The organism is Microcoleus sp. EPA2, from assembly GCA_020882975.1.
Classification (GTDB): Bacteria; Cyanobacteriota; Cyanobacteriia; order Cyanobacteriales; family Microcoleaceae; genus Microcoleus.
On the sequence record JAHRFD010000010.1, the window covers coordinates 96,779 to 123,108 of the forward strand.

Annotated in this window: 15 protein-coding genes; 5 read left to right on the plus strand and 10 right to left on the minus strand. The window is 42.3% G+C overall.

Translation table 11 applies throughout. From position 1 onward, the window contains the following. Positions 1–299: 299 nt before the first annotated feature. The 7 genes from AAFP14_RS11805 to AAFP14_RS11835 all read right to left on the minus strand — a co-directional run bounded on the left by AAFP14_RS11805 (position 300) and on the right by AAFP14_RS11835 (position 18,923). Positions 300–1,352, minus strand: coding sequence for an ATP-binding response regulator (locus tag AAFP14_RS11805; RefSeq protein ID WP_341732446.1), 1,053 nt, complete (start codon positions 1,350–1,352; stop codon positions 300–302). Beyond that, positions 1,342–7,848: an AAA family ATPase gene (locus AAFP14_RS11810; protein WP_341732447.1), complete on the minus strand. Its 6,507-nt coding sequence runs from the start codon at positions 7,846–7,848 to the stop codon at positions 1,342–1,344. Before AAFP14_RS11810 ends, AAFP14_RS11805 begins: the two co-directional genes overlap by 11 nt. Positions 7,849–8,298: 450 nt before the next feature. Beyond that, positions 8,299–8,943: a carbohydrate-binding protein gene (locus AAFP14_RS11815; protein ID WP_341732448.1), complete on the minus strand. Its 645-nt coding sequence runs from the start codon at positions 8,941–8,943 to the stop codon at positions 8,299–8,301. 62 nt (positions 8,944–9,005) lie between these two features. Further along, positions 9,006–9,368, minus strand: coding sequence for a hypothetical protein (locus AAFP14_RS11820; RefSeq protein ID WP_341732449.1), 363 nt, complete (start codon positions 9,366–9,368; stop codon positions 9,006–9,008). Between the two features lie 231 nt (positions 9,369–9,599). Further along, positions 9,600–13,997 carry an nSTAND1 domain-containing NTPase gene (locus AAFP14_RS11825; protein ID WP_341732450.1) on the minus strand — a complete coding sequence of 1,466 codons (4,398 nt, stop codon included), beginning with the start codon at positions 13,995–13,997 and terminating at the stop codon, positions 9,600–9,602. Positions 13,998–14,137: 140 nt separating this feature from the next. Next, entirely contained in the window at positions 14,138–17,728 is a 3,591-nt protein-coding gene (locus tag AAFP14_RS11830; protein ID WP_341732451.1) for a caspase family protein, read from the minus strand. A gap of 73 nt (positions 17,729–17,801) precedes the next feature. Then, positions 17,802–18,923 (minus strand): M15 family metallopeptidase, encoded by a 1,122-nt coding sequence (locus AAFP14_RS11835; protein WP_341732452.1) that lies wholly within the window; start codon positions 18,921–18,923, stop codon positions 17,802–17,804. 204 nt (positions 18,924–19,127) lie between these two features. On the opposite strand from AAFP14_RS11835, the gene AAFP14_RS11840 reads away from it, so the two are divergent. After that, positions 19,128–19,280, plus strand: coding sequence for a hypothetical protein (locus tag AAFP14_RS11840; protein ID WP_341732453.1), 153 nt, complete (start codon positions 19,128–19,130; stop codon positions 19,278–19,280). 578 nt (positions 19,281–19,858) lie between these two features. After that, a complete protein-coding gene (locus tag AAFP14_RS11845; RefSeq protein ID WP_341732506.1) occupies positions 19,859–20,563 on the plus strand; it encodes a glycoside hydrolase family 24 protein in 705 nt (234 codons plus the stop codon). Positions 20,564–20,622: 59 nt separating this feature from the next. On the opposite strand, the gene AAFP14_RS11850 is transcribed toward AAFP14_RS11845, so the two are convergent. Continuing rightward, complete coding sequence (locus AAFP14_RS11850) at positions 20,623–21,048, minus strand: hypothetical protein (RefSeq protein ID WP_341732454.1); 426 nt, start codon at positions 21,046–21,048, stop codon at positions 20,623–20,625. A gap of 63 nt (positions 21,049–21,111) precedes the next feature. Here AAFP14_RS11850 and AAFP14_RS11855 point away from each other — a divergent pair, with 63 nt between their 5' ends. Together AAFP14_RS11855 and AAFP14_RS11860 are read left to right on the plus strand one after the other, a co-directional pair. Beyond that, positions 21,112–22,359 (plus strand): MFS transporter, encoded by a 1,248-nt coding sequence (locus AAFP14_RS11855; RefSeq protein WP_341732455.1) that lies wholly within the window; start codon positions 21,112–21,114, stop codon positions 22,357–22,359. Positions 22,360–22,515: 156 nt separating this feature from the next. After that, positions 22,516–22,716, plus strand: a complete 201-nt coding sequence (locus AAFP14_RS11860; RefSeq protein WP_341732456.1) for a hypothetical protein — start codon at positions 22,516–22,518, stop codon at positions 22,714–22,716. A 508-nt stretch (positions 22,717–23,224) separates the two neighbouring features. Here AAFP14_RS11860 and AAFP14_RS11865 read toward each other — a convergent pair. After that, on the minus strand, positions 23,225–23,569 hold the full coding sequence (locus tag AAFP14_RS11865) for a Dethiobiotin synthetase (protein ID WP_341732507.1): 345 nt from the start codon (positions 23,567–23,569) through the stop codon (positions 23,225–23,227). A gap of 282 nt (positions 23,570–23,851) precedes the next feature. On the opposite strand from AAFP14_RS11865, the gene AAFP14_RS11870 reads away from it, so the two are divergent. Next, the gene (locus AAFP14_RS11870; protein WP_341732457.1) at positions 23,852–25,369 is read left to right on the plus strand and encodes an SGNH/GDSL hydrolase family protein; all 1,518 of its coding nucleotides are present in this window, start codon (positions 23,852–23,854) and stop codon (positions 25,367–25,369) included. 142 nt (positions 25,370–25,511) lie between these two features. On the opposite strand, the gene AAFP14_RS11875 is transcribed toward AAFP14_RS11870, so the two are convergent. Continuing rightward, positions 25,512–26,324: an MlaE family lipid ABC transporter permease subunit gene (locus AAFP14_RS11875; protein WP_341732458.1), complete on the minus strand. Its 813-nt coding sequence runs from the start codon at positions 26,322–26,324 to the stop codon at positions 25,512–25,514. Positions 26,325–26,330: the final 6 nt, after the last annotated feature.

The following is a 26,330-nucleotide window of genomic DNA, read 5'->3' on the forward strand; positions in this document are numbered from 1 at the left end:
CCAATAGCACAAACTGAAGTAGCAGCAAGCTAAAAGAAGTTTTATGAAAGTTAAATTTAGGTTAATTTCAGTCTATTTAGCCTTAGTTTGTATTTAGATCCCCTTTCGAGTGCTAGCTAATCCCCAAGGGTCGGGAGATACTGTCAGCTCGGCACTGTGGTGGCAAATGGCCGTGTACAATCAGGTACAGCAAATTAAAGTGTTATTAAATATTTTAAAATCTCCCCTATAAACCGCAGATTCCGCAGCCCCTAAAGGGCCTGGATTTGGTATGAGGAGTTTTATTCCTCCTACATTTGCTAACAGTCTGTTCCCACCGCCTCCTCCCTATTTATTGAGATTATCACTTCGGTTCCCTCTCCTGGCTGGCTGTGGACAGTTAGCTGTGCATTAATGCGATCGCATCGTTCTCTGATTCCTAAAAAACCAAATCCGGTATCACAAAAATTACTTTCTATATCAAATCCTTGTCCGTTGTCTTTGACTTGCAACATCAACAGACTTGTTTCATAAACTAATTCGATTTTAATCACACTTGCTTTCGCATATTTAACAGCATTAGTTAATGCTTCTTGTCCGATGCGTAGCAGGTTATTTTCTACTTCTGGTGGCAGGGAATATACCGCACCGACGACTTCACAAACAATGCGGGTATCTGTATGCGAGGACATTTGTATAGCAAGGCGATCGAAAGCGCTACACAAATCGCCATCTTCTAACAATTGTGGGCGCAGTCCTTGCACCGATCGTCTCGCTTCAGCAAGTCCTAGTCGTGCCAATTCCTTGACGGTTTTCAGGTGTGTCTGCACCTGTTGTGGATTGATAGCGATCGCCCGTTGGGCCGATCCTAAATGCACGATAATACCTGTAAAAGCTTGCGCTAAAGTATCGTGAATTTCTCGCGCCATACGCCTGCGCTCTTCCAAAATACTTTGCTCTATGACTTGTTTAGACAGCTTGACAATTCGCAATTGATTTTCAATTCTCGCTAAAACTTCTGGCTGTTGAAAAGGTTTGGTGATGTAGTCTGCACCGCCCAGAGAAAATGCTTTAACTTTATCAAATACATCGTCCAAAGCACTGATAAAAATTACGGGAATATCTTTAGTTCGTTCAGATGCTTTTAGTTGTTCGCAGATTTGATATCCATCCATTTGAGGCATCATAATATCCAGTAAAATTAAATCTGGTAAGTGGGACTGGATAAACTTGAGAGCTAATTTGCCACTTGGTGCTAGATGGACTTTATACCCAGCCCCGGATAAAATTCCGCTTAAAAGATGTAAATTCTCAGGGCTGTCATCAACAATTAAAATAGTTTCTTGATTGGTGGGATTTGGATTAGTATTCATGATTCATGCCCAAGGATGTTATTAAATCTAGTAATTGTTCGTATTGGAATTTTTGAACACCCAGGGCGATCGCCTCAGCTAAAGGTTGATTTATTTCCCTAATTTGAGCGATCGCTCTTTGCACCATTGCCAAATCGAGATTGCTAATCCCTTGCTCCAGGTTAGCTACTAACTCCCAAGGCAAATCACATAAAGCCTGTTTTGTCAATATATTGCCATCGGTTTCTTTCAAATTAGACGCAGTATTGAGTTGTTCAAAAACTAACTTCACTCCCATATGCTTGTGCAGCGTATCAAAGATATGTTGCTCTGTAAAAGGTTTGCGAAGAAAATCATCGCAGCCGATCGCCATAATCCCAGCTTTTTCTTCTTCAAAGCTGCTAGCTGTTACGGCAATAATTGCTGTCGATCGAAATTCGATCCCCCCCCCGCCCCCCTTAAGAAGGGGGGAGCTAGATGATAGTTTGTCTTCCGTTTCTCTGGCTTTAATTAGTTTGGTGGCTTCATACCCATCCATCACCGGCATTCGCAGATCCATAAAGATTAAATGCGGTGAATTTTTCTGCCAACTTTCTATAGCTTCAATTCCGTTAGTAGCTTGGTAAATTTCAACGCCAAAAGGCAAAAGCAGTTTCACTAACAGTTGCCGACTCTCGAAAGCATCATCGGCAATTAAAATTCGATATTTTGGCTGATTCGGTGCGATCGCAATTACTCGACGAGTTGGCTGTTGGCTAGTAAGTTCGACATTTGTAACTGGATTAACTTTAATATCAAATTTGACAACAGTACCGCGTCCCACAGCAGAACTTACGCTAATTTCACCACCCATCAACTGCACAAAAGAGCGGGCTATAGTTAAACCCAATCCGGTTCCCTGTTGGGATTGTTGACCGGTTCTTGTTTGCACAAAAGCTTCAAACAAAGTTTCTAACTCATCCGCCTCAATTCCCGGCCCCGTGTCTTCTACTTCAAATTGGATTATTCCGGGTTCTCCTTCAGTTTTTATTCTGACACAAATGCCTCCTTTTGTGGTAAATTTAACCGCATTTGCCAACAGGTTAATTAATACTTGGCGCAATTTAATCTCGTCAGTTTGTACGTATTGGGGAACCTTTACCTGTCGCTCAAATAATAAATGTAATCCCTTACTTTTGGTCTCTAGTTGAAACATATATTCTAGATCGTTCAGCAGTCGGTGCAGGTCAAAATTTGTCTGGTTAATAGTTGCTCGTCCCGCTTCTATTTTGGACAAATCTAATACTTGATTAATCAGTGCGAGCAAATGTTCGCCACTGCGGGAAATAATACCCAAATGTTCTTGCTGTTCGGCTAATAAATTAGAACTGCGATTCATCAATTCGCAAAAACCGAGAATTGCATTGAGGGGAGTCCGCAATTCATGGCTCATATTTGCGAGGAAGGTGCTTTTAGCTAGATTGGCTGCTTGTGCGGCATCTTCGGCGCGTTTTCTATCGATGATTTCTCGCTGGAGTTCGAGAGTGCGATCGCTCACTTGCTGTTCTAAGGTACGATTGTAATTTGCTAAAATATTTTCGGCTTGTTTGCGATCGGTGATATCGGCAAAAGTGGCGATCGCATAATTAATCTTACCCGTTTCATCCACAATTGGCGTGCTGGAAACTTCCAAGGAAACAATCTTATCGCTTCCGTGCAGTTCCATATCGTCTACTTTGACAGTTTCACCCGCCAAAGAACGCACTATCGGCATTTGCGCGGTGGGATATAATTCGTTAGTTCCTGCTAAATAAACTTGACCAATTTCTGCAAATTGAGCCACATTTAATTCTGGTATATAATTAATACCGCTGAGTTGGGAAGCTGTGGGATTTGCGTAGGAAATTTGTCCGCTACTGTCAATCACTGTAACCCCAATCGGCATCGCATTGATAAATTGAGTCAGTCGGTTTTCGCGTTCTTTTACTTCTGTGTATAGTTTAGCGTTAGTAAGGGCGATCGCCGCTTGTCCCGATAACAATTTTAATACTTCCAGGCGATCGGGAGTAAAAGCTTGGGGGGTGAGGTTATTTTCGAGATAAACAATCGCAGCCAGTTGACCTTGATTCATCAAAGCCGCACACAAAATAGACTTGGGCTGACGCGATATGATGTAAGAATCCTTCGTAAAGTTGCCTGCACGAGTGGCATCATTCAACACCACGTTTTCCTTAGTTCTGGCCACATAATTAATAATATTTTCGGAAATTTCCTGGCAATTTTGAACAGGCTCAGATTGCAACACTGTTATCCGTTCCTCGTTCATTACACCTTCAGCTTCAATCAGCAATTTTCCCTGATTTTCTAAAATCAAGTATCCTTTTTGAGCACCGACATTTTCGATCAAAATTTTCATCAATCTAGATAGTAATTTCTCCCTAACAATTTCGCCAGAAATAGCCTCGGAAGCTTTCATCACGGTATCGATATCCAAGGAAGAACTAGAATGGTTGTCTGTGGTTGATGTCGTGGTTAAAATATTTTTAGTTATCGCTCTATCGATGACAAATAATTGCGGATATCGCATTTCTAAATCTTTAACTTTAGCCACCGCACCCCAGAGTTGATAGCAGTAACGAGCTTCCTGCATATAAGCTTTAGCTGTTAATTCTTTTGCCTTGGATAAATAGAACTTGGCGGCGAGTTCGTAAGCAATGGCTGCTTCATGGATGTACTCGTTTTCTTTGGCGAGGGAAATCGCGCGATCGTAATAATCCATTGCTTCCAAAAATTGACCCAAAACTCGTGCTTTTTCAGCCTCTACCAAATATACTTTATGTAAGTAATTCATGGGAGCGTGTTCCGCCCATTTACACATCTTTTTTTGGTTGATATTCACTCGCTTAAGCCAATTATTTCTCTCTTCAATAGCTGTTTCTTTACTCAAAAGTTTTAAACAAACTAAAGAATCATAAAAGTGAAATATGGGAACAGTAACTACTCCTATTTCACCAGTAATATACTGTTTTGCTAGGTCGGCATTGTTCGCCGCTAAATAATAATTTTCAAATAACAACCCTAAAATCAGTTTATTTAAATAAAGCAATAACAACCCGTGATTGTCATTATTTAATAGATAGATAGGTATTGATTTATCTTCATTGAAAGCACCTCCTATCAACTGAATAGTATTGCTTGACTTAGATTGTAAATTATAAACTACCTCTAAAAGCATAGAAATGTAATTTAAACCACTGGTTTGTCTAAAATTGCTAATAATTTGTCTGTAATTTATGATTTCCTGTTCTAGTTTAGCAAGTTCAAAACCCATTGCATAATAATTAAGAGGTAGCTCGAATAAAACATAGCCAATAAATTCCAAGTCTCCTGTGTCAACCGCACTTTGATAAGCTTCTAATAATATCCCTCTACTTTCCTTTAAATGCTTTTTCCAATGTATAATATGATTGCCAATAGCATCTAAAACTTTAGCTTTGACTTCGCGAGCATTCAAGCGTTCTACTAGCTTTAAGGCCAATTGGGAAAACTGATAACCTAACTCAATATCTAAAACATTCGCACACAACACAACGCCGTAAGTCGCATAAGCAAAAGCAGACAAACTAGAATTTCCATATTTGATCGATAAATTGACATTAGCTAAAACAATTAATGTCATTAAATTGGGATTAGCTATATAGGTAGTCCCTATTAGTCTTGATAAAATAAACAAAGCGGCTAGAGGTTCAGGTTGTCTCATTTCAGGCAAGTGAAGTAAGTCCTCAACTTTCCAGCCAGCTAGAAGAGACTTGGTTTCTTCAAATCCTGTTTCAACATCCTTCAAATCAGGATTTTCTGGTAAACTTATACCTAATAAATTTAAAAAAAATAAACCTATTTTTATGCCTTCTTGAAAGTTACTCTGAGAAAGCGTACTTTGAATTTTTAAATCGTAAATTTTGGCTTTATCTAGGGTTATTTTAGATTCTTTTAGCACGATATCAGCTAAACTTTCCATCTGCTCGAAATTCCCTAAAAGGTAAGCGACTTCTGCGGCTTCTTGATGCAGTTGTAAGCTGAGGTTATATTGCACCACCCAACAGTTTTTTGCCAGCAAGTTTATGCCTGTTTGCAGGTAGTTGAAAGCTGACTGATATGCCGCTGATGCCTTGGCTTTATTGCCCGCAATCAAATTTAACTGGGCTACTTCATCTTTTTCTGACTGCTGGGTAATTAATGATGTGGCAAAATTCAGTTGATTAACAATGTCAAATATTTTTTGTTCTCGCTTATCCACAGGATTTTTTTGCAACAAAATTTGCCCAATTTGCCTGTGGACAATTGGCCGCTCCTGTTCATCAATCAGGGAATAAGCAGCTTGCTGAATTCTGTCATGGACAAACTTGTATTCGAGGAATTGAGACTTTGGTAATTTCCCGGCAATTTCTAATTCCACATCTCCCATATTCCCCAGCAATACGACTAAATTTTCAGCAACTGCTGCGTACAAATTATCCGCAGTTTGTCCCAGAGATTTTTCGCCAAGTGAGGCTAGAGTTTGCAGATCGAATTGATTGCCAATGCAGGCTGCTATCTTTAACGTTTCCTGCGTCTTCTCTGACAGTTGTTGAATTTTGCCAGCCATTAATTCGACAACATTATCAGTGAAATTTCTCGCTTTAATTTCTTCTAAATTCCACTGCCAACCCCCCTGTATCCCCAGGGCGGTTTCATTCTGTTGTAGGGGCAAACCCCTGGTAGTTGCCCCGATATCTGAAACAGCCCTGGAGGTAAAGTCAAATTGTAACAGTCCTTCTGTATAAAGCGATTTGAGAAATTCATTCATAAAGAAAGGATTCCCGCCGGTTTTAAAAAAGACTAACTCGGCAAGGGATTTGACTCTTGCTTCCGGGCAATTCAGGGCATCGGCAATCATTTGAGTAACAGAGGCTAAATCCAAAGGTGACAGGAATATGCGATCGACTTTTACCCCTGTTTCGACAATTTCTGCAATTGTTAACATTAATGGATGGGCCACAGAAACTTCATTATCCCGATAAGCCCCAATTAAAAACAGTCCGGCTGGCGAAGCATTCATCAGCAGTTGCATTAGTTTCAGAGATGCCCCGTCAGCCCACTGCAAATCGTCGATAAAGATTGTCAAGGGATGTTCGGGTTTGGTAAAGACTTTAATAAAGTTTTGAAATACAAAATTAAAGCGATTTTCGGCTTCACTAGCTCCTAATTCTGGCGGCGCGGGTTGCTGGCCGATAATTAATTCAATTTCAGGAATTACGTCAATAATAACTTGGGCGTTGATTCCCAATGCTGCTAATAGATTTTCGCGCCATTGATTGAGATGAGCTTCGCTTTCTGTTAACAGTTGTTTGGCTAAATCCTGAAAAGCGCTGACAATGGCGCTGTAGGGAATGTTGCGCTGGTATTGGTCAAATTTACCAGAAATAAAATAACCGCGCTGTTGAGTAATCGGTTTGTACAATTCTTGCACTAAAGCTGATTTGCCGATACCGGAATATCCCGAAATCAGCATTATTGAACTGGTGGCACAGCCATCTTGCCCCTGTCCGCTGACTCTTTCAAAAGCTGTTAGCAAACTATCAATTTCTCGCTCTCTGCCGTAAAGTTTTTGGGGAATTTGAAAGCGTTCGGAAATATCTTGACAACCGAGCGCAAATACTGATATATTGTTAGTAGTTTGCATTTGATTCAAACATTCTTCTAAATCTAGTTTAATACCAATAGCACTTTGATAGCGCTCCTCAGCATTCTTCCCCATCAACTTCATCACAATATCGTCAATAATTTGGGGTATTTCTGGATTTATATGGGAGGGATACAAGGGCTGTTTAGCGAGATGACTGTGTACTAATTCCAGCACATCATGAGTCTCAAAAGGCAATTTGTTTGTCAGCAGTTCGTAAAAGGTAGCGCCCAGGGAATAAAAATCAGTACGGTAATCGAGACTGCGGTTCATTCTGCCTGTTTGTTCCGGCGACATATAAGCCAGAGTTCCTTCGAGAATGTTGGGATTTTTGATGGTGTAATTTTCCCGCGTCAACTGCGTGGAAATGCCAAAATCGATGATTTTGAGTTCTCCGCTAGCTGGATTGAAGACAATATTTGAAGGGTTAATGTCTTTGTGGATGATGTTGGCGCTGTGAATTTGCTGTAAACTTTCTGTAGTGGCGATCGCAATTTTGAGAAACTCTGCAATACTAAATTGTTGCTGCTGCATCCAAATTTGCAAAGATTCCCCGCCAAAATCCTCTAAAAACATCACCAGCGTGTTTTGATATTGCTGTAAATCGTAAGCTTTGATACAGCCACTCATGTTAAGAGATTGTGTAATTTTATATTCTGTGCGGTAGCGGGCGAGTTCTTGGGGTGTGGGATAATTTTCTTTAAGGATTTTGACTACAATGGGTTGATTTTTCTGCTGGAGTATCCCTCTGTAAACAAGGGAGTTTGCGCTTTCATAGATGAGAGCAGTAACTGTAACGCCTATTCTGGTAAGCATTTTCCCCTATTCTCCTGAAAAGTAAGAAGGCAAATTAAGATAAATCAGTCTTCAGGTAGATGTCATGGGCGATATCTTAACTGTGTTGCTGGTTCGCAACATCGTTAAGATAAGTGTTCTACCTATTCGGCCGAACATAACATAAATTTGCCTTTTCAGGAAGAGGGGGATGCAGCCTCGGCTAAGCCAATAGAAGTTTTCCAGTCAATAGAGCTTGTTCGATAATATCAGTCGCTTTCTTAGCTGGGCGCGATGGGTGGATTGGAGATTTTAGATTGGACTCCATAGGTTAGATTTGAGAAGCCAAGACAGGTTTTCCAGTCAATACAGCTTGTTCGATAATATCAGCCGCTTTTTTGACACCGCCCGATCGCGCGATCGCCCCTTGTATCTCGATCGCCCTTTTTCGATAAGACTCTCCTCAACCCAACCTAAAAGATTAGCGCTATGCTATTTAAGAGGGATTGATTCCCACAACGCAGGAGTATTCGGTGGAATCCAGTTGTCTGCATAAACCGTATGTGACTGTCTGCATCTGTATTTTTGATTCTGAAATGCTATTTCCTCGCCTAAATTATAGTGCGCATTCAGCGCCCAAAGTTTCAGTTTAGGTTTTGCCGAGCGATTAACTTTTTGACCAAAAGACCCATTGATATAAACTTCAGCTTGTTCTTTACTCCATTCTTGAAATCGTGGAGCATTAGCAATATTTGTTTTGTTATCTAACAGGCTTTTTTCAATAGACATCTCCAAAAAAGAATCTGAAACCATTGCCGTGTCTAGATAATAATCTAGTTGCTGGAGAGGTCTAACAGCTATTATTGAACCCTTGTTATTGCTTGCTTTAATTCCATACTCCTGTTTGACTTCTTCTAGTTTTTGTTTGAGAATTGATTCAGAGACCTTACAGATAGCTGATAGTACAGGCAAACTGCTGGCAAGTGCAGCTATTACACCAAACACCAAGGAAGCTGCTTCTGCTTGATTGTCTTCGGAGGAATCTATTAAAGAAGGAATTGCCAAGCCAATGCCAGCGCTGACAGATATTGTCAGAAACTTGCGTCTTTTAACTGAAAAACCATTGTTATTTGCCATAAATGAAATAGCTCCTGTTACAAAAATTCAATAAAAAAGATACAAAGAGTTCGTAGATATTGCTACTCAATTAAATCATGTTCCTGGCCATTTACTTCTAGTTTGTATTCAAAACTTGTCCATTTTAATGGATTGACATTAACAGTGACAATAATTATTAAGCTATTTTGGGAAGAGTAATCTGTGCCAACCCCTTTTAGTTTGTAAGTACCCAGAGGAATCTTCTCTTTTTTGATACAGGAGTTATTGACCAGCAATTCAAGTTCAAAAAAGCCTTCTCGAAAAAGAACTAGAATGTCAGGATTAAACAAAAGAGGCGATAAATTCACCTCAATTAAATTTGAACCAACCTGAGCATATTTTCTGTCTTTCAGTAATCCCATCAAACCTCCAATCTCAACTTGGAAATTATCTCTTCTCTGCACAACTTATATCCTAGGAGAATCCTCTTAAAAAAATACTCTCTTTTGGTTTAGTTTTCCTTTATCCAAATAGTTAGTTGGTAACTAATACTCGGTTGGGGTAAAAACCTATACTTTTGGCTAGGTGTCGCGCTAAACTACTTGCTGCCAAACGCTTCTCTCATTGTGGTATTTTTCCAGCAATGAGCGCTCGCTTAGTTCTTACAGAAAATGTTTCACCCTAACAAATCAAATCTACTGCGGAGAATTGCCGATACCATCGCACAACTTGCGATCGTCTTCACTGAGATTGTTATGAGGATGGTTTAGATAATCTTTTACCCAATCGCAACCTCGCTTTCTGAGATCGTCTAATGATTCTTCAATCTGCCACAACTTAGGATTGCCATAAGATCCCGCAGTAGCCAACAGCTTGCCATCAGGGCTAAAACTGGCGATCGAGATTTTGCTGGTTTTCCAGGTTGCCAAAGGTTCGGCTTTCAAAGTTGCCAAAGAGTCGCCCTGCAAGTTCCACAAGCTGACAGTACCGTATTTTCCGCTAGTAACTACTTGCTTGCTATTGTGGTTAAATTGGATGAATTCGATCGCGCCTTGTTGCGCAGACCATTGCGTTACCTGCTTGAGAATTACGCCATTTTGCCTGTTCGACTTCTGATCCTGCAAGTCCCACAGGCGGACAGTGCTGTCTTGTGTGGCGATCGCCAATAGTTTACCATCTGGGCTGCAACTGAAGCTCTCGATCCCGCTTAGATAACCGGATGCCGTTTCTGCCACATACTTGCCCTTTAAGTCGTGCAAATAGGCTTTGTCACCTTCTATCTTAATATCTAGCTGACCGTAAAGTTTGCAACTTTCCCCTGTGGGGGGTTGCTTTTCTTTGCTGGGTTTCAAAAGTTGACCCTGCAAGTTCCACCAGCGTACAGTGCCTTTATTTTCTTGAGCAACCACTCGCTGACTGTCAGCACTAAAACTGATACTTTTGAGATGACCTTGATGCCCTTTCAATTCTGTCAGCGATCGATCCTCCAAGTCCCACAAACTAACAGTATCGTTTTGTCCGGCGATCGCTAATAGCTGATTTTTTGGATGAAAAGAAACGGTACTGACCGGCCATTGCTTTGTTGTCAACTTTAGCAATAATTCGCCTTGCAAGTTCCACAAGAGGACATTCCCGCCGTCACCTCCGGCAGTAATCAGTCGCTGTCCGTCCGGGCTAAAACTGACTTTTAAGGTATTAAAGAGTGTTAGTTCTTTTAAAAGCTTACCCTCTAAGTCACGCCAGCGAACATTATCATTACCTCCTGCGATCGCGAGGATTTTTCCATCTGGGCTAAAACTGACACTCCTGAGCGTGTCTCTGTGCTTGGGAAATTCTTTCAACAACTTACCCTGCACGTTCCACAAGCGCGCGATACCGTCAACTCCGGCGCTAGCGAGTTGCTCTCCATCCGGGCTAAAACTGACGTTCCAGATCCAATTATTTTCAGGTTCTGGCAATTTTTTCGACTTACCATCCTGCAAGTTCCACAGGAGAGTACCTTTCAATCCTGCGATCGCCAATAGCTGACGTTTAGGACTAAAATTAATACTCCTAATCCAACCTATGCCTGGATTCCATTCTTGTAATAATTTACCCTGCAAATCCCAAAGACGGACAATACCTTCTTGTCCCGCAGTAGCGAATTGTTGACCGTCGGGACTAAAACTGATACTCCAGATTTGACTTCGATCTTCCTGGCATTTTTTCAACAACTTACCCTGCAAGTTCCACAAGCATATCGTGCCGTCACTTCCAGCAGAAACTAAAATATCGCCCTTCGGACTAAAACTGGCTACGATGTTAGCAACTTGGTCTGAATGTCCTATGAGACGGTTGCGTTCTTTCGCTGTATAAACTGCATTTTGTAATGTTAATTTTACTTGAGTTTGGAGTTCTGACTCTGAATTTAATTGAAAAAATGGGTCCTGTAAAGACTTTACTGCTCGCAAACTATCGATCAAGGCATTGATATCTTCGTTCGCTCTCAAGTTGACTTGTGAGGATTGTCTATCAACATCGATTTTAGCCTTTTGTGCCTTTCGATTGGCGTTCCGTGCATTTAGATTACCTTTCTGTGCTTTTTGATAAGAGATTGCAGCCCCAACACTCAACACGCTGAATATTGCAATAAGGGCGATCGCACCACTCCACCACACACGACGATTGCGGTGTTTGCGATCGACGCTGTGGTGCACAAACTCAGCTTCTAGCTTGTTAAACCAAATTTCATCAGAATTGACTTGCTCTTCCAATAAATCCAGCCGAGGATTTGTATGCCAAAGAAACTCTTCTCTTTTTTTTTGTGAATTCTTTTTCCCGCCCTGTTTTTGCTGCCAGATTCTGACCAACTTACCAATAACTTTGCTACGCAATTCTTCGGAAAACTCTAAAGTGCGATCGCACCAATCAAACAGAATTTCAATGTTTGCTTGAAAACCGATCGGCTGAGCTTCCTCTTTATCCTTCCATTCTTCGGCAGCATCTGTTAGCTTCCGCAGCAAGATTAACTTTCCCTCTTTTTCATGTTTCCACTCCTGAAGCTTCGGCCATTGTCGCACTAGAATATCGTGAGCAGGTTCAGTATATGTATTGCCGTTGATATCTGTTCCTCTCACCAGCAGTCTCGCTTCACAAAATTGCTTAATTACCTCTTGAACTCGCGCATTTTCTTCGGGATCTGGATACTCTAATTCAGTATCTAGCACTTGTCTGCGAGCCAACTCACTCCCGCCGATCGCCACCATCCGCAGCATAACATTGCGAATTGTTTGAGAGTAGGCATTATTGTTATCTACTAATTTAGTATATTCATCATTTGCTTTTTTGGTAAGACTTTTTGCTACTCCTCCCAACTCATGATAATCTGCTTTAGTCATTACTCTATTATTTGTTTTCCCTTGTGCCACACCTTTGATATATTTAAGATAAAGCTCGCTGAGGGTGAAAGAAAGTAAAGGTAGACCTCCCGGCATTTGCATCACTTCATCAATTAACTTATCTACTAAACTCTGTTCAAAATCTATTACCTTAGCTGTTGCAGGTTCGACAATAATTTCCCGCAATTCCTCCCGTGTCATCCTCGTTTTTGACAGCCGATCGAATTTTGCAGCTTCCCAATATTTTTCTAAAGCCGTCTTACTGAATCGATATTCAAAATCCTCTCGCAGCGTAACCACAACTCGCAAGCTATCTGGAAAATTTTGAAGCATTCTCGCTAATCCATCCAAAAACATTTCTCGTTCTTGTTCATCGAGATTGCCCGTCACTAATTCTTCAAACTGGTCAATTATTAGTAGTAGTTTGGAGCCAGGATTGTTTTTTACCCATGCCGTCAAGTTTTTAGATAAATTTTCTACGAATTGTTCGTACCACAAGGTATTGTGGTTCTCTTTGCTTGTGCCTTTTGAAGTCGCAGAATCAATCTGACATACCATCTCTAGAGTAGGAAAATTTTCTTGTCTTAGGGCATCGTTTAAAGCGTAGAATGGAGATTTTTTAGTCCGAATCGGAGGCAAAATCCGCCAATTTTGACTTTTCTTAACTTGCGGAACCAATCCAGCTTTCACTAAACTAGATTTTCCCAAACCCGAAGCGCCCAAAACGACAGTTAACTTATGTGTTTCGACAAACTTAACTAGCTTTTCTGTCAAAGCTTTTCTGCCGAAAAACTTGTCGCTATCTGCTTCGTCAAATGAATCTAAGCCTTTGTAGGGATTAGTGTTTTCAGTGAGAATCGGGGCTGTTGGCAATCGCTCGCGATCGAAATTCGGCAGGGGAAAAATATACTGTCCTTTGTCGTGACGCCCGAAGTCAAAAATCGCAGGAGTTTGTTTGGCATTTTTTTTGGATAATTCGCCTTCTACATAAAGACAGAGTTCTGTGGCAGTGATCGCACCATCTTTGATAATATCGGCTTCTCCGTTTAGCCCCTTAAATAAAAGTTCTGCAAAGGGAGAATGACCTGCTATTTCGCGATCGAACTTTCTAAAATTATGGGCAGAATCGGCTGCTTGTTCATCGTGGGCGGCTGAGGTAATTGCTTGCAGGGCAACACCGGAGGTGTAGCGATCGTACCTTTCTCGGTATAGTTTTTCAGATTTTACTGCCTCTCGCTTGCCTGTGGCGAAGCGAAAAGTCCCTGCTTTGCAGCAGTCTAGGATAATCAACAGATGGCGGCAAGGCAGTTTAATCAGGGAATCGTGGAGTCGCTGCATTCGCAGCCAAGTTTGGGGATCGCCCTGCTGCCCATCTTGGGGTATTAAGTAACCTGCTGGCCCCTCGGAGGTGTCCAAATCGTCCGGGGCCTCGCCGTGTCCAGCAAAATAGAATAAGAGGCGATCGTCTTCTTCAACTTTCACTTTTTTTCCATCAGGAAAAGGCAGTGTTTTTTGTTCAAAACCAGTCAACAAGTCATCGAAATGAGAGAGAGTTGCATCTGAATTCAATAACAGCAGAACTTCGTATTTATATTTTTTTGTCAATAGATCAGCCAGTTGTTTCGCATCATTAACGGCATTTTTGAGGGGTGGAATGCCATTAATATATTTGTCGATGCCGACAATTACCGCTAGAGAACGTTTCAACTCAGGCATAAATGAACTTCCTCGACTAAAATTCCTAGCTTTGTTTGATAGCCATCAGAACTCCTGCTACCAGGAAAGATACAAATCCCAGAAGCAATAAGTTAATAACAGCAATTCCTGGGACAGCCATCAAAACATTAGGAAAATATTTAAACCAATATGTTACTATCTGAGCTTGGAAAAAGTGCCAGTGCTAGTGCATTTAACCCAGCTTTATCTGTAAAATAGGTAAGATGATTGCAAGCCGCATCTGGCAGCAATATTCTGGGTTGAGGAGTGCGATCGCAACTAACACTTTTGATACTAGCCATAGTAACGGCAATATCGTTAGGTTCACTAAAAAATGTCCAATCTACAACTCGGTCTACACTCTTGCCAAACACCTTTTGCACGAGTCGCTGTATTGCACTAGATTGCTTGTCTGGATCGACTTCTATTACTTTAGAAACCAGAGAGCGATCGCCTGCAATAATTGTATACAGCACCCCCGGATCGGGATTATTAGCAAGTTCTTTAAGCAACGGAGAATCTGGCTGCATTTGGTCTAGTGCGTAGTCATTTTCTTCGAGATATTCCAGCAATTGAGCTACTATTTTCGTAGGCAAAACAATTTCGGAAAGTTGATTTAAGGCAATGCCCAGAAGCATGAAAACTAAGTCTTGTACCGCTGGCCAAGGAGAACCACCATTCGGCGTACCTAACATAATTAAATGCTGCACGACTTGATTTCCGCCTTCTCGTTCGATAAACCACCGCGACACCAAACCCCCCATAGAATGAGCCACAATCTGCAACTCTTTGCCGTGATTTGCTCCCAAACCTACTTCTTGCAGCCGCTTGCCTAAAAGCCGCCCATTCTCCTCAATTGTCGTGTGGATATTCTCGTAGTCAAAGGTCAAAACTAAGTCATAGATTTCTTTAATGGGACGCTGCTGACCATCCACTTCTACCAAAGCTTTATTAACGCTAGGAACCAGACTTTCTGTGTCACCAATAATCCCGTGAATGTACAGGATAATTCGCTGGGCTGCTGCTACTCTTGATTTAACTTTTTCCTGATTTCTTTCGTAAATTACCTTGTCATTTTTGCCAAAGTCAGCTACAGCTAAAATTGGATATTCAAAAGGTCGTCCCAGTTTTTTATGGGCTACTTTTTCCATGAAAATCCGAATTGAACCTTTCAAGCTGCGACTGCTAACTATTGGTTGTGGCAAACGTTCTAGTATAATCTCCGTCTGGTCATTTCCATTTTTTTTACCCATTCCTAATGGCAAGAAAAATTCACCGTCATAGGCAAAAGGCAAAAGATGTTCGTTATCCGCTAATTCTGTATTAACTAACAACTTGAGCGGTGATTCTGATGTGACAACTGTATAATCTTCTACCTCACTTAACTCGAAAGCACTTAAACCAGGGTCAGTACCTCGGCTAGTTGTAAAATAGAAAGATTCAGTAATGCAGGGCTGTTGCCGCAAAATGGAAGGTAAAATTAAATTGCCTAAATCTCTACTAGCTTGCGGTACAGTTGTGAGATTTACTTTTGCTTTCAAAGTCGGATGAGGTTGCACTTCAACAGCACCATTTTGCAAGAAAGTGCTGCGATTAGGTGTAATTGATTTAGCATCCATGGGTCGCACAATTGTAATCGCGACTTCCTTCGTCATCCAATTATCGTAAGTGCCTTTAGCCTTGACTGCTTCGCGGGTATGGACTCCCTGCATTAAACGATCGAGTGTTCCTTGACTGGGCGCGATCGCACGATTTGCGGGCGGAGGATTTAATCCATCTTGTTCTAGAGAACTTGCATCAAATTCGGCGCTACTGACAATTAATTTTAAGATATCTTTGTACTCAGTAGTACCTCGGTCAAAAAATCTGTCCGGTACTTGAAAATTCATGGGATCGCTGAAGATTTCTGTGCAAATTTCACTTCCTTTTGGTTGCAGGAGAATGCTGCTTGTGGAATCAAAGAACGGTACTTCGATCGCAAAACTTTCTGAAAGGTCGAGGACATTAAAATAAAGCTTTTTATTGCTGTGATTCGTCACTTTAATTTGTAGAGTTGGCGCTTGCCATTCGCCATTTTCATAAGTGTACTCTACACGCATTTCTGATGATGGGATCTCTCCATATTCTGCCTCTGATGAAGCTTCTTGTTGCCCTGAGAGGAAGATAATTTCCATTTCCACATCATCGCTGTTAATGCTACTGTTAGCGGGACTGGAAAGATTCAGAATATTACGCCAGCGGGCTATATGTTCTAAACGAACGATCGCTTCAAAAGCATTTAGATCGGTGTAACTTGCATTTACTTCAATCTCTTCGGGGATTGGGGCGACTAAAGGGCGATCGTCTTCAGGCTGGAGAATCCAATATTGACCGTTTTTAGCTAATAGATGATAATCGGCTAATTTTGCTGACTCTACTTGACGTAGGTAAAGTGAAGGCTGGTTGTCTGCTGTCGCTGTTAGTAGTCTTTGCTGCGCTAATTCTACACCTGCGATTTCACTTCGATCGCCTTTTAGAAAAATTTTTAAATGTGGCAAAGGTAAGTTGGTGACTACTGCCCAATAGCTTTCTGTTTTTGATAGTTTATCATTGCTAGCAATAATTTGTACCTTGCTGCATTGCTGCTGTACTTGAGTTATTTTTGCTTCACCTAATGCTGCTGAAAGTTGCCGCAATTGTTCGGGAGTGCTGCCTGCGGGAAAGAAGGCTAATAATGTATCTCCGGCATCCGATGGTTTAGGAATAGCCTGGAGAGCCCCTCCATCAATTACCCAACTATTCTGATTTTGGTCGTGAGTTAAAGTGAAGTAATAAGGACGTTCTTTAATTACACCGCCCAAAAAAGGTTTGTTTAACTCTTTTGGGTTAGTTGCTTCAACTTGTGGCGACTGTTCTTTGACTTTACCGCACACGAGGGCGTTAATATTTCTTGCTAAATCTCGATAGGTTATATTGCCATTTGTCCGCTGTAATGCTTGCAGCAGGAAGTAAGAAAAAGCTCCTCTGTACAGGCCCTCTTCTACTTGATACTCTTTGGCCCGTTCGTAGTCTCTACAGGCAGAAAACATGATGTGTTTTCCTTTTGGTAATACTAGGCCTGTTGTCTTTTTTTCCCGATTTACAGGAGAAGTTAACAGTTCTTTTAATGCTGTTTCGTCCTTAGCAAAAAGAAAACTGCTTAATGGGCGATCGCGCGTGTCTACAGGCGATCGTCGCACTCCTATTTCTGGTGATAAATCTCTAGTTCCCGCACCGGAGTGACAGCAGTCTAAAATAACCAGAACCTGGGGATTTTTTTCGGCGACTTGGGAGATGAGGTAAGCTAATTCTTTGTCTGCTAAATCGCGACTGCCATCCGTGCGACTGTCGTAACAAACTAATGTTTCATTGAGATGGTCTGGTTCTAATTCCCAAAATTCTGCTGGTGCTTTTTCTTGAGCGCCATGACCGGAATAGTAAAATAATACAATATCATTGTTATCTGCGTTGCACAAATGTTGCTGGAAGCCGTTGATAATTGCCTGACGAGTGGCATCTTCATTTAATAGTATCCATGGTAGATTTGGGGGTTGTCTGAGTTGCCAATCGCTATAATTGACAAGTCGCTCTCGCAGATATGTTTCTACAGCTTTAATGTCATTAACGCAACCTTTTAAGGAAGGAATGTGGGTATCGGAATTGGGATGGTAGTTGTCAATGCCGACCAAGAGTGCGTAGATGTTTTTAGCCATGATTTTATTTTTTGGTGATGGTGTTGGTATTTGCAGGCGATTGAGGTGGACTCTATTCTTAAATCTCAACTATTCAAAAACCCTCTACAGGCGATTTGTTGAGTTTTTCTTCAGTGACAGGCCCAAATGCACCATCCTCGTCAATTTGTTCGTTGGGATTGTGTCGATTCCACAGTCGCTGAAAGGCTAGTACAGCAGTACCTATAATGTCCTGCTTGTCGCTTCCTTGATACTCAAAGTGCCAGGGGTCATTACCATATGCAGGCCAATACCAGCCGTAATTTTCTAGAAACGAACTCCAGCCTTCTGGGTCTTGGATATCCATGGCTAGACCACTTTCATGCTGGCTATAGCCTGGTTGTGCAACGCGATCGTAACCGCAATCGGAGCCACGAGTAAATAGGAATTGCTGTTGTGCAATGGTTCGGTAAGCTGAGTTTATTGTCAGTTTTTGACCCCGATCGCTAATAGCACGAGCGAGAGCTTTTTGTGCAGGTAACTGAAGAAATGGATGAACGCCTTCACCCATGTCTACGTTGAGTTCGGCAAAACTTATGAGGCAATTTGGCTCTATTTTGTTCATCTCTTCGATGAGCTGTTTGTCAAGCAAACGGACTACAGCCGTGGAACATCCTGGAGCGTCCTGAAGTGTGAAAGTACCGCGAGTGCCTACTTCTTCTAATGCTCGTCGCTGAGCAGGGTCATTATCTATTTGATTGATCAGACTGCACGGTTCAATAACTAGCTTTTGTTTCCAAATTTCGCAAATTGTTTCCGCCGTTGCGGAGGAAATGGTTTTGATAATTAGGCTAGCAACGATCGCAGCAATGGGGAGTGCTAGCCCTAACTGAGTAGCGAGAACAGGTGTTAACAGTCCAGCAGCTTTTGCTAAACTTTCTTTGAAAGCTGTTTGGAGTTGAGCTTGAATTTCTAGATCGTCAAACAGTTCGCTACACATCAGATTGTAGGATTTGATATTCAGACTCCTGAAGAGACGATCGCCAAAGTTGACATCGGTGCGATCGGGAATTCCACCTCTGGGAGTCGCACTTAAAGCCTCATCAAGACTTTCTAAAGAAGCCGATGGCGCTGTGGGATCTGTCGCTATTTTTTGAGCTATAATTCCAAGCTGCGCCTTGAGACTATCTTCATCAAGGTCTAACAGCTTTTGGGTTAAATCATCCACTTGCAGCATGAAATTTGACCCCTGTTTGTTAATTCAGGTTCAATCATAAGAGAACGATCGCCCAAAAGTTTCTGGCTTTTTGTTGAGTCTTCCATTAACCTAACGGCTAGCTTGCTGCTGATGGTGAGCCAGGAAAGAATCTGTACTTTTGGCTAGGTATTGCACTAAACCAGGCCCTAGGATACCTGTAGGGGCTGGTGTAAACAACCATCTATGTCACAAACCAAAAATTTGATCGACACGCCCCAGCCAATGAATAATCGGAATTGCTATTTTGGGAATACGATCGCCAAATCTGGCAAAATCTTAATGGTTTTACAATTTAGTTCCACCCTTCGCCGTTTTGATTTCACTCTCCCAGCATGAAAACTCTCCAGTGGCCAGCTTGGTTCCCCTATCCGATTTCGTGGTTAAGGGCATTTGCTCTGGCTCAGAGTTTTAGCTTTGTAGTCAACAGGGGCATTCCTCTGGTTAACGATGATAGGGGCTTCCTGAGTTTACTGCTAACCGCTTGGCTGATTCAGTTGCCTTTGTTCTTTGTTGCTCACTTTTTTGCCACGACAATCTTAAATCCTCTCATCACTTTGGTTTCCGCCAGCTTTCTCCGGGGGCGCAAGTTCCAGCGCCGACCTACGGGGATGCGCCAGCACCTGCGGGAAGGCTTGAATGCTCTAGTAGTCATTTTTCTGGCCTTTAATCTGTCCCTGCTGGTGCAAATAGCGATTTTTTATTGGCCCGCACGCTCGATCGATCCAGGACAATTATTCACAGGAATATCTACTCTCACCAATGTGGCGATCGCCGGTGAATTCGATTTTTGGCTCATTAAACTAGCCGCCGCTTTATCAAGTTTAACACTATTAGCCGCACCCCTCTATCAACACGATTTCCGAGTCCGCCAAATGCGGGCTGCTCAAAAATTGACCGAAATTGCCGAACTGGAAATGACTTTGCTGCAAGCTAAAAAACTCCAGCGTCAAAGAATCAATTTATTGAGACAGTCAGAAATTCAAATCCTCGGATTTTTACTGATAATCGCTATGGTGATTGGTGGCGCTGTTTTTTTGGCTGTGAATTTGCGGGGAAATCAGCCGTTTTTATCCCCCGCAACTGAGGCGATCAAAATCCCGCCTTTGGCTATGAAATCTGGCGATCCTTACCTTCGGGCACTGATGCGAACTATTTCTGCTAGCGAATCCAATGTTTCTCGACCTTATCACGTTGTTTACGGTGGTAAATACCTGTTAGATTTGAGCCACCATCCTGATTGGTGCGTCAAGATTGTGAATGGTCCCAATCGCGGCAAATGTACTACGGCTGCGGGCAGGTATCAATTTTTGAGTTCGACTTGGAAAGATAAAGCTCAGCGCTATCACCCCCGGCCTACTAATTTTATTGTTTGGCAAGATTACAGTTTTGAGCCGGAATATCAAGATGCGGTGGTTTATGCTTGGTTGAGCGATCGCCAATTTTGGAAAGCTGATATTTCACAGATGTTGAAGGAAGACAAATTAACTGACGTTTTGCGGATGTTGTCGGGAACTTGGACGAGTTTGGGATATGGCATTGAAACCAATTCTATGAGTTCTAGTTTGCCTAAAGTTTATAGAAAAATGCTTGATGAAGAGTTGAAAAATGCTGGTTCTTAGTTAAGAGTTATTGGTTATTGGTTATTGGTTGTTTATGATTCATTTCCGATAGTTAATAACTAATAGTTCAATTTGGGTAAAAATGCTGTCAAACATTTGTACAATTCTAATCCTGGTCCTGCTTGCAGCGGATAAAGTTGGTCAAAATTAATTGGGCTTCCCGGCTCCAATTTCCACTCTGTTTTCTGGGTTGTTTGGGGAACAATTTCAGTGGCTACTGTGATATTAATGACGTTGTTGTGCAGCGCTAGGCCCCGAAAACAGTAGCTTTTACCTGTGCGTTTGTCGGAATCGCTGCCGGTGATGTATCTATCTTGTTTGCGAAATTGGATTTCTCTAAAAGGTCGATCGATCGCAAAGGAGTCTCGATAGCGGTAGTCTCCGTCAGGTAAGCTGTTGATATTTGGTCTTATTTGAGCGATCGCTGTCGGTGGTTCGAGAGTTAGATTCAGGAAGTCGGCTCGTGGTACTTGATAGTTAAACATAGGTGCAAAAATTAAAAATAGTAACAATATAGCTGAGTTTTTTTTAAAGTGTAGATAAAGTGATTGAATCACCAACTGTCAAAAATTGTCAAAACCATGAAAAATCCTCAATCTCAGTCTTTAATTCTGTGGCGACAAGTAGGCGGCGTGGCGGCTTTGCAGGGAGCAATTACTCTAACTTGGATGCTTTATCGATTGTATTTACCTCAACTTTTAGCGGGATTTGGTTTTGCGGGATTTGATAGGGGAATCACTATTTTAGAGGATATTTTGGCAATTGCGATCGAACCTTTTGCTGGCTGGCTTTCTGATAAGCAGCGTCACTGGATGGGAACTCGTTTTCCGCTGATTGTGGTGGCTACTATCCTGTCGTCGGTTATATTTATGGCGATTCCGGCTATTTTTATTTTCGGCAATCCAGTCTCGCCTCTGCGCTGGATTTTCCCTGTGGTAATTGTGGCTTGGGCGATCGCCATGGCGATGTTTCGATCGCCCGCCGTGTCGCTGTTGGGCGAATATGCAACTCAAACGCAGTTGCCCCACGCCATGAGTTTATTGGTGCTTGTGGGGGGATTGGTTGGGGCTGCAAGGCTTGTGGCGGGGGATTTTATTCTGAGTTGGGGTCCAGCTTTTGCCTTCGCTCTTGGTTCGTTTGTATTGTTGGGTGCGGTGGCTTTTTTGCGATCGGTTAATCCTGATGCTGCGGTGTCGGAATTGCCACCGGATACTGCTATTTCTGGGGCAGTTTCTATCAAAGCCTTGGGGTTAGTGGCGCTGACGGGAATGGCTGTTGCTTGGGGAACTCGCGCGATGGGAGAACGGATTTTGCCCCATGTTTTTAAAACTCAAATTGTGGGTGTTGATGCTAAGTTGTTAATGGCTGGATTTACCTTGGGTTTAGCTGTTTCTTGTTTGCTGGCTGGAGCGATTGCGGTGCGTTTGGGAAACCAAACCACGCTGTTAGCTGGATTAATAGCAACGGCGGTTTTGTTGTTGGTAATGGTTTTGAGTCAGGGTTTTGTGATGGTGGCGGTGACTGTTTTGGCTGTGATTTTTACTAATAGTTTCATTACTACTGGTGCGATTCCTTTTGCTTTGTCTCTGGTACCTCCGCATCGGGGAGGATTGGGAGTAGGATTTTATTTTGGTGGTTTTTCCCTGGGGATGAGTTTGTATTCTATGGTGTTTGTCGCACCTTTGGCAGTTGCTGCTATGACAACGGCGATGGTGGGGGCGATCGCCTTTTTGGTTGCTGCGGTTTGTGTCCTCGCGGGCGATCGACTTAAATTGACACCCTATGTAACAAATTAATAAGAGTTATTATACTGTTTTCGTCGATCCCCAGCTATCGTGAATTATTATTTCATCATTTCATTTATTTGGCAGATCTGAGCAACAATGGAAGTATGGCTCAAGCGCTGAAAAATTTTGCGGGCGCGGCATTCGGGAATAAATGAGGATACAGCTATGTTTTGCCTGACGCGAGAAACTAGAAGTTCTGGGCTAGTGGAAACCGGAAATCGGGAACTGCGAGGATCTACAACCTCTAATTCCCAGAGAACCCGCATTATCCAAGCACGGGTTTACAAGGATGAAGTTTTGGTGTCAGCGGCGCTGGCGGGATTGCCCACACTTTTGGCATCTCTGGAAAGCTTTTGTGAACAGTAAAATTTGGCTGGTTGAAACCTGGAAATAACGGTTTTTTGGTCAAGTGAAATAACCCAAAACTTCGCTATTTCTTGGTTGTGATATCGCAGGATTTGCTCTTCTTGCCCCCAGATGCACCAGACCACAAAAAAAAGCTCCCTATCTTGCTTATTCATAGCCCACGGATTTATCCGTGGGAATGATATCAATTACCGTTATATCGGAATGATTAAACCACAGAGAACACAGAGGACACAGAGAAAGAGAAGAGAGAAATAGTAAGTAATATCAAATCCTCTCTTCATTGGAATTATTAAACTCTCTCTTCTCTTGCTTCGCGTACTTCGCGCCTTCGCGGTTAAATCATTCCGATACAACCGGAATTGATATAAGGGCGAACCATGACCGCAGACAATTTATTAGCTCGCGCTAGAGATTTACAGCGGTCAGGCTAGAGCATCGTACTAATATATTTGCAAAACACAGATCCACCCTAGCGGAACTTATATCTAAAATCCCACTCAGTTAATTATTTCCAGACACCCGAAAAGATATTTTTAACGGCGATCGCAATTCTATTTAAGTCTTCTTTCAGCAGTGGCGGCCAAGAAACTCCCCTGCGAACTCCTGCTTCAAATTGCTGCAAACTTTCTACCGACAGTAAATGCAGTGCCGAGATTAATTGGCGATCGAGCATGGGAGATTCCTGCAAACCCTCAAACAATATTTTTAAAGCTAATAAAATCGATGTCACCTGTCCAGGGACGGGAGAGAGTCCTTGTTGGAGGCGCATCAAAAAAGCGTCGGGATTTTTCTTGGTTTCCAGGGCACTTCCCTGGTCTATCAGGAAACTGCGGGCGGTTTTGTAATCCATTTGATGTGCGATCGAACTCCTGAAATTAATGAGCTTACAAATAGACATCTCCCATAATTTCTGCGCCACAAGCAATCGGGCTTGTTCTTGACTATCTTGTGAGAAGATGCCTCATGGAATCGCTGACTAAATACCAAAATAATTATAACATTTGCCACTCCTTTGTCAACTCTTGGCTGCTGCTATTTCTGGGCGACACCGCTAAAATTGCTATAGTCTATCAAATAGCTCCCGCCCCTCAATATCGGGTCTAGATTCAAGGAGCCTCAAAAATATAAAACAATGAAAAAATACCATAGCCCTAGCATCAAATCAAAAATTTATCGTCACTTCTGGGTATTTTGTTTATCTCTGGTTGTCCTGTTGGTTTCATCCCTCGACAAAATCAATGCTACACCAAGATTTCCCACACCAGTTTCCCCGGAAAACAGTGCTAATTTCGGAGCTAACATTCAAAGGACAATGGGATTGCTCGCGAGCAGCACTCCAGGCGATCGCAAACCAGTACGCATCCTATTTTATGGACAATCTATCACCAAACAAGATTGGTGGCAAGATGTAGCCAACGATATCAGAAAGCGATTTCCCTATGCAGATTTGACCATTGAAAACCGCGCCATCGGAGGATTTGCCGCTGGGCTGTTAATCCGTCCCAGCGAACACGACTTATATCCTTTTTATCCAGATTTGGTAATTTTTCACGTTTACGGAGGAGATGAAGATTACGAAGCAATCATTGCTAATATCCGCCGTCGCACCACTAGCGAAATACTCATACATTCAGATCACATCGACTGGATGCCAACAGGAGAAAAAGACGATCCAGATCAGCTAAAAAGATACGAATGGCACAACACTCATTCTACCCAATGGTTGCCTCAACTTGCCGAAAAATATGGCTGCGAAATTGCCGAAATTCGCGCACCTTGGAGACGCTATTTGCAAGACAATGGCTTGCAGCCAAAACAGCTCTTGAGTGACGAAATTCACCTCAACGATTGGGGAAACTTTCTCCTAGCAGCCCTGATTAAGCCCCACCTCCAATACAATCCAAATTTCCCCAAAAAACCCGATCCAGATTTAGTAAAAACCTATAGAGTTGGTAAGGAAGTCCAGTGGAAAAATGGCAAATTGCGGTTAGAATTTGAAGGAAATAGAATAGATGCGATCGCCGATAAAAACTTCAAGGACAAAGCCAGTAGTGCTAGGATTACCATAGACGGCAAAAAACCATCCGAATTTCCCGAACTTTATGCAATTACCCGCCCCAGTCCCGCCGTTGGCGTCGGTTGGCCAGCCATTATCCAAGTATCAAGTCAGAAACCCCTAATCGTGGAAGATTGGAAAGCAGTAATTACAGAAATTAACAGCGACGCCAGCAAGTTTAAGTTTCAGGTTTTTGGTTCAAAAACAGGTTACGACGGTAGCGGTACAAATGACAAATTATTTGTCTCAAATTCTGGTCGCGTTGTCATTGAACCCAAAAACTGGTGGCTGCAAAGTTCCTATGAATATTCTAAACAGCCAACACCCAAAGGATTTGAGACTGCATGGCAGGTAAAACCAATGTTTGTGGATACCTATGGGACACCAGAAATTACCGATTTAACCCGCGAGTATTATACCACATTGGCTCAGAATTTAAGCAATTCCAAACATATTTTGGAAATCGTTCCTGAAGCTAATGGGAACGTTCCTATTCAGGAAATTCGAGTGTATCGCCCTCCTTACAAGCCGGAACCGAAAAGCCCAAAAAGTCAGCTAGGGACTGATAAGATATTCACCCCACCTACCACTTAATTTGTTGAAGAGGGGGAGAGGGGGAGGGGGAGGGGGAGAAATTAGTTCACTCTTTCATAAAGCGGGTAAGTAACCCGGATTTAGTATCAGACGAAAGAGAACACGCCCTAGGGATAAAAAATAATTTGCCTCACTAATATCATCAACTTCTGGTAATTCCCAACTCATGAAAAAGTAACAGCGACAAAAAGAAATCAGCCACAAAAATAAACACCCAAGAAGTTACCACCGCCGCCGTCGCAGCTTGTCCAACTCCCTTACCTCCCCCGGTTGTAGTCAATCCCCAACCGCAACCCACAATGGCAATAATCAATCCAAAAATAAAACTCTTAATCGCCACCGTGACTAAATCCCAAGGTCCTAAAAAAGTCCGAACAGATTCTAAAAATACTGACGGTTCCAACTCATAAAAAATAGCAGCTACAAACACTCCACCTATAATCCCCACCGCCACCGAAAAAATGGTTAATATCGGCAGCATCACACAACAAGCTATCACCCGTGGTACTACTAAATAATCAACCGGATTTGTTCTCAACATATACAGGGCATCTATTTGTTCCGTCACCTGCATTTCGCCGATTTCCGCTGCAAAGGCTGAACCTACTTGTCCCGCCACTACACCGGCAGTTAAAACAGGTGCTAATTCGCGGCAAAATGCCAAAGCAAAAGCACCTCCTACCGCGCCCACAGCCCCAAATCTAATCAATTCTCTGGCTGATTGAATGGTAAAAATCATGCCGGCAAAGAAGGCTATTAATAATACAGCACGCAAAGAATCTAATCCTACTGTGACTAAGTGTTCCATGATTTTGCGGCGGTCAACTTTGCCACTGAGTATGCGCCACAGCACTTGTCCACCTAGGAACATAGTGACAGAAAATCGCTGAAACCATCTGTTGTTAATGGTTTCATCTAAAGGTCGATCGCGCTTGTCTTGGTATTTTTTCACCAATGATTT

What these genes read in the sequence shown, in the direction of transcription:
- AAFP14_RS11805 (WP_341732446.1), bottom strand. Translation starts at nt 1,352, where the DNA reads ATGAATACTAATCCAAATCCCACCAATCAAGAAACTATTTTAATTGTT.
- AAFP14_RS11810 (WP_341732447.1), bottom strand. Translation starts at nt 7,848, where the DNA reads ATGCTTACCAGAATAGGCGTTACAGTTACTGCTCTCATCTATGAAAGC.
- AAFP14_RS11815 (WP_341732448.1), bottom strand. Translation starts at nt 8,943, where the DNA reads ATGGCAAATAACAATGGTTTTTCAGTTAAAAGACGCAAGTTTCTGACA.
- AAFP14_RS11825 (WP_341732450.1), bottom strand. Translation starts at nt 13,997, where the DNA reads ATGCCTGAGTTGAAACGTTCTCTAGCGGTAATTGTCGGCATCGACAAA.
- AAFP14_RS11830 (WP_341732451.1), bottom strand. Translation starts at nt 17,728, where the DNA reads ATGGCTAAAAACATCTACGCACTCTTGGTCGGCATTGACAACTACCAT.
- AAFP14_RS11835 (WP_341732452.1), bottom strand. Translation starts at nt 18,923, where the DNA reads ATGCTGCAAGTGGATGATTTAACCCAAAAGCTGTTAGACCTTGATGAA.
- AAFP14_RS11840 (WP_341732453.1), top strand. Translation starts at nt 19,128, where the DNA reads ATGTCACAAACCAAAAATTTGATCGACACGCCCCAGCCAATGAATAAT.
- AAFP14_RS11845 (WP_341732506.1), top strand. Translation starts at nt 19,859, where the DNA reads ATGACTTTGCTGCAAGCTAAAAAACTCCAGCGTCAAAGAATCAATTTA.
- AAFP14_RS11850 (WP_341732454.1), bottom strand. Translation starts at nt 21,048, where the DNA reads ATGTTTAACTATCAAGTACCACGAGCCGACTTCCTGAATCTAACTCTC.
- AAFP14_RS11860 (WP_341732456.1), top strand. Translation starts at nt 22,516, where the DNA reads ATGTTTTGCCTGACGCGAGAAACTAGAAGTTCTGGGCTAGTGGAAACC.
- AAFP14_RS11865 (WP_341732507.1), bottom strand. Translation starts at nt 23,569, where the DNA reads ATGGATTACAAAACCGCCCGCAGTTTCCTGATAGACCAGGGAAGTGCC.
- AAFP14_RS11870 (WP_341732457.1), top strand. Translation starts at nt 23,852, where the DNA reads ATGAAAAAATACCATAGCCCTAGCATCAAATCAAAAATTTATCGTCAC.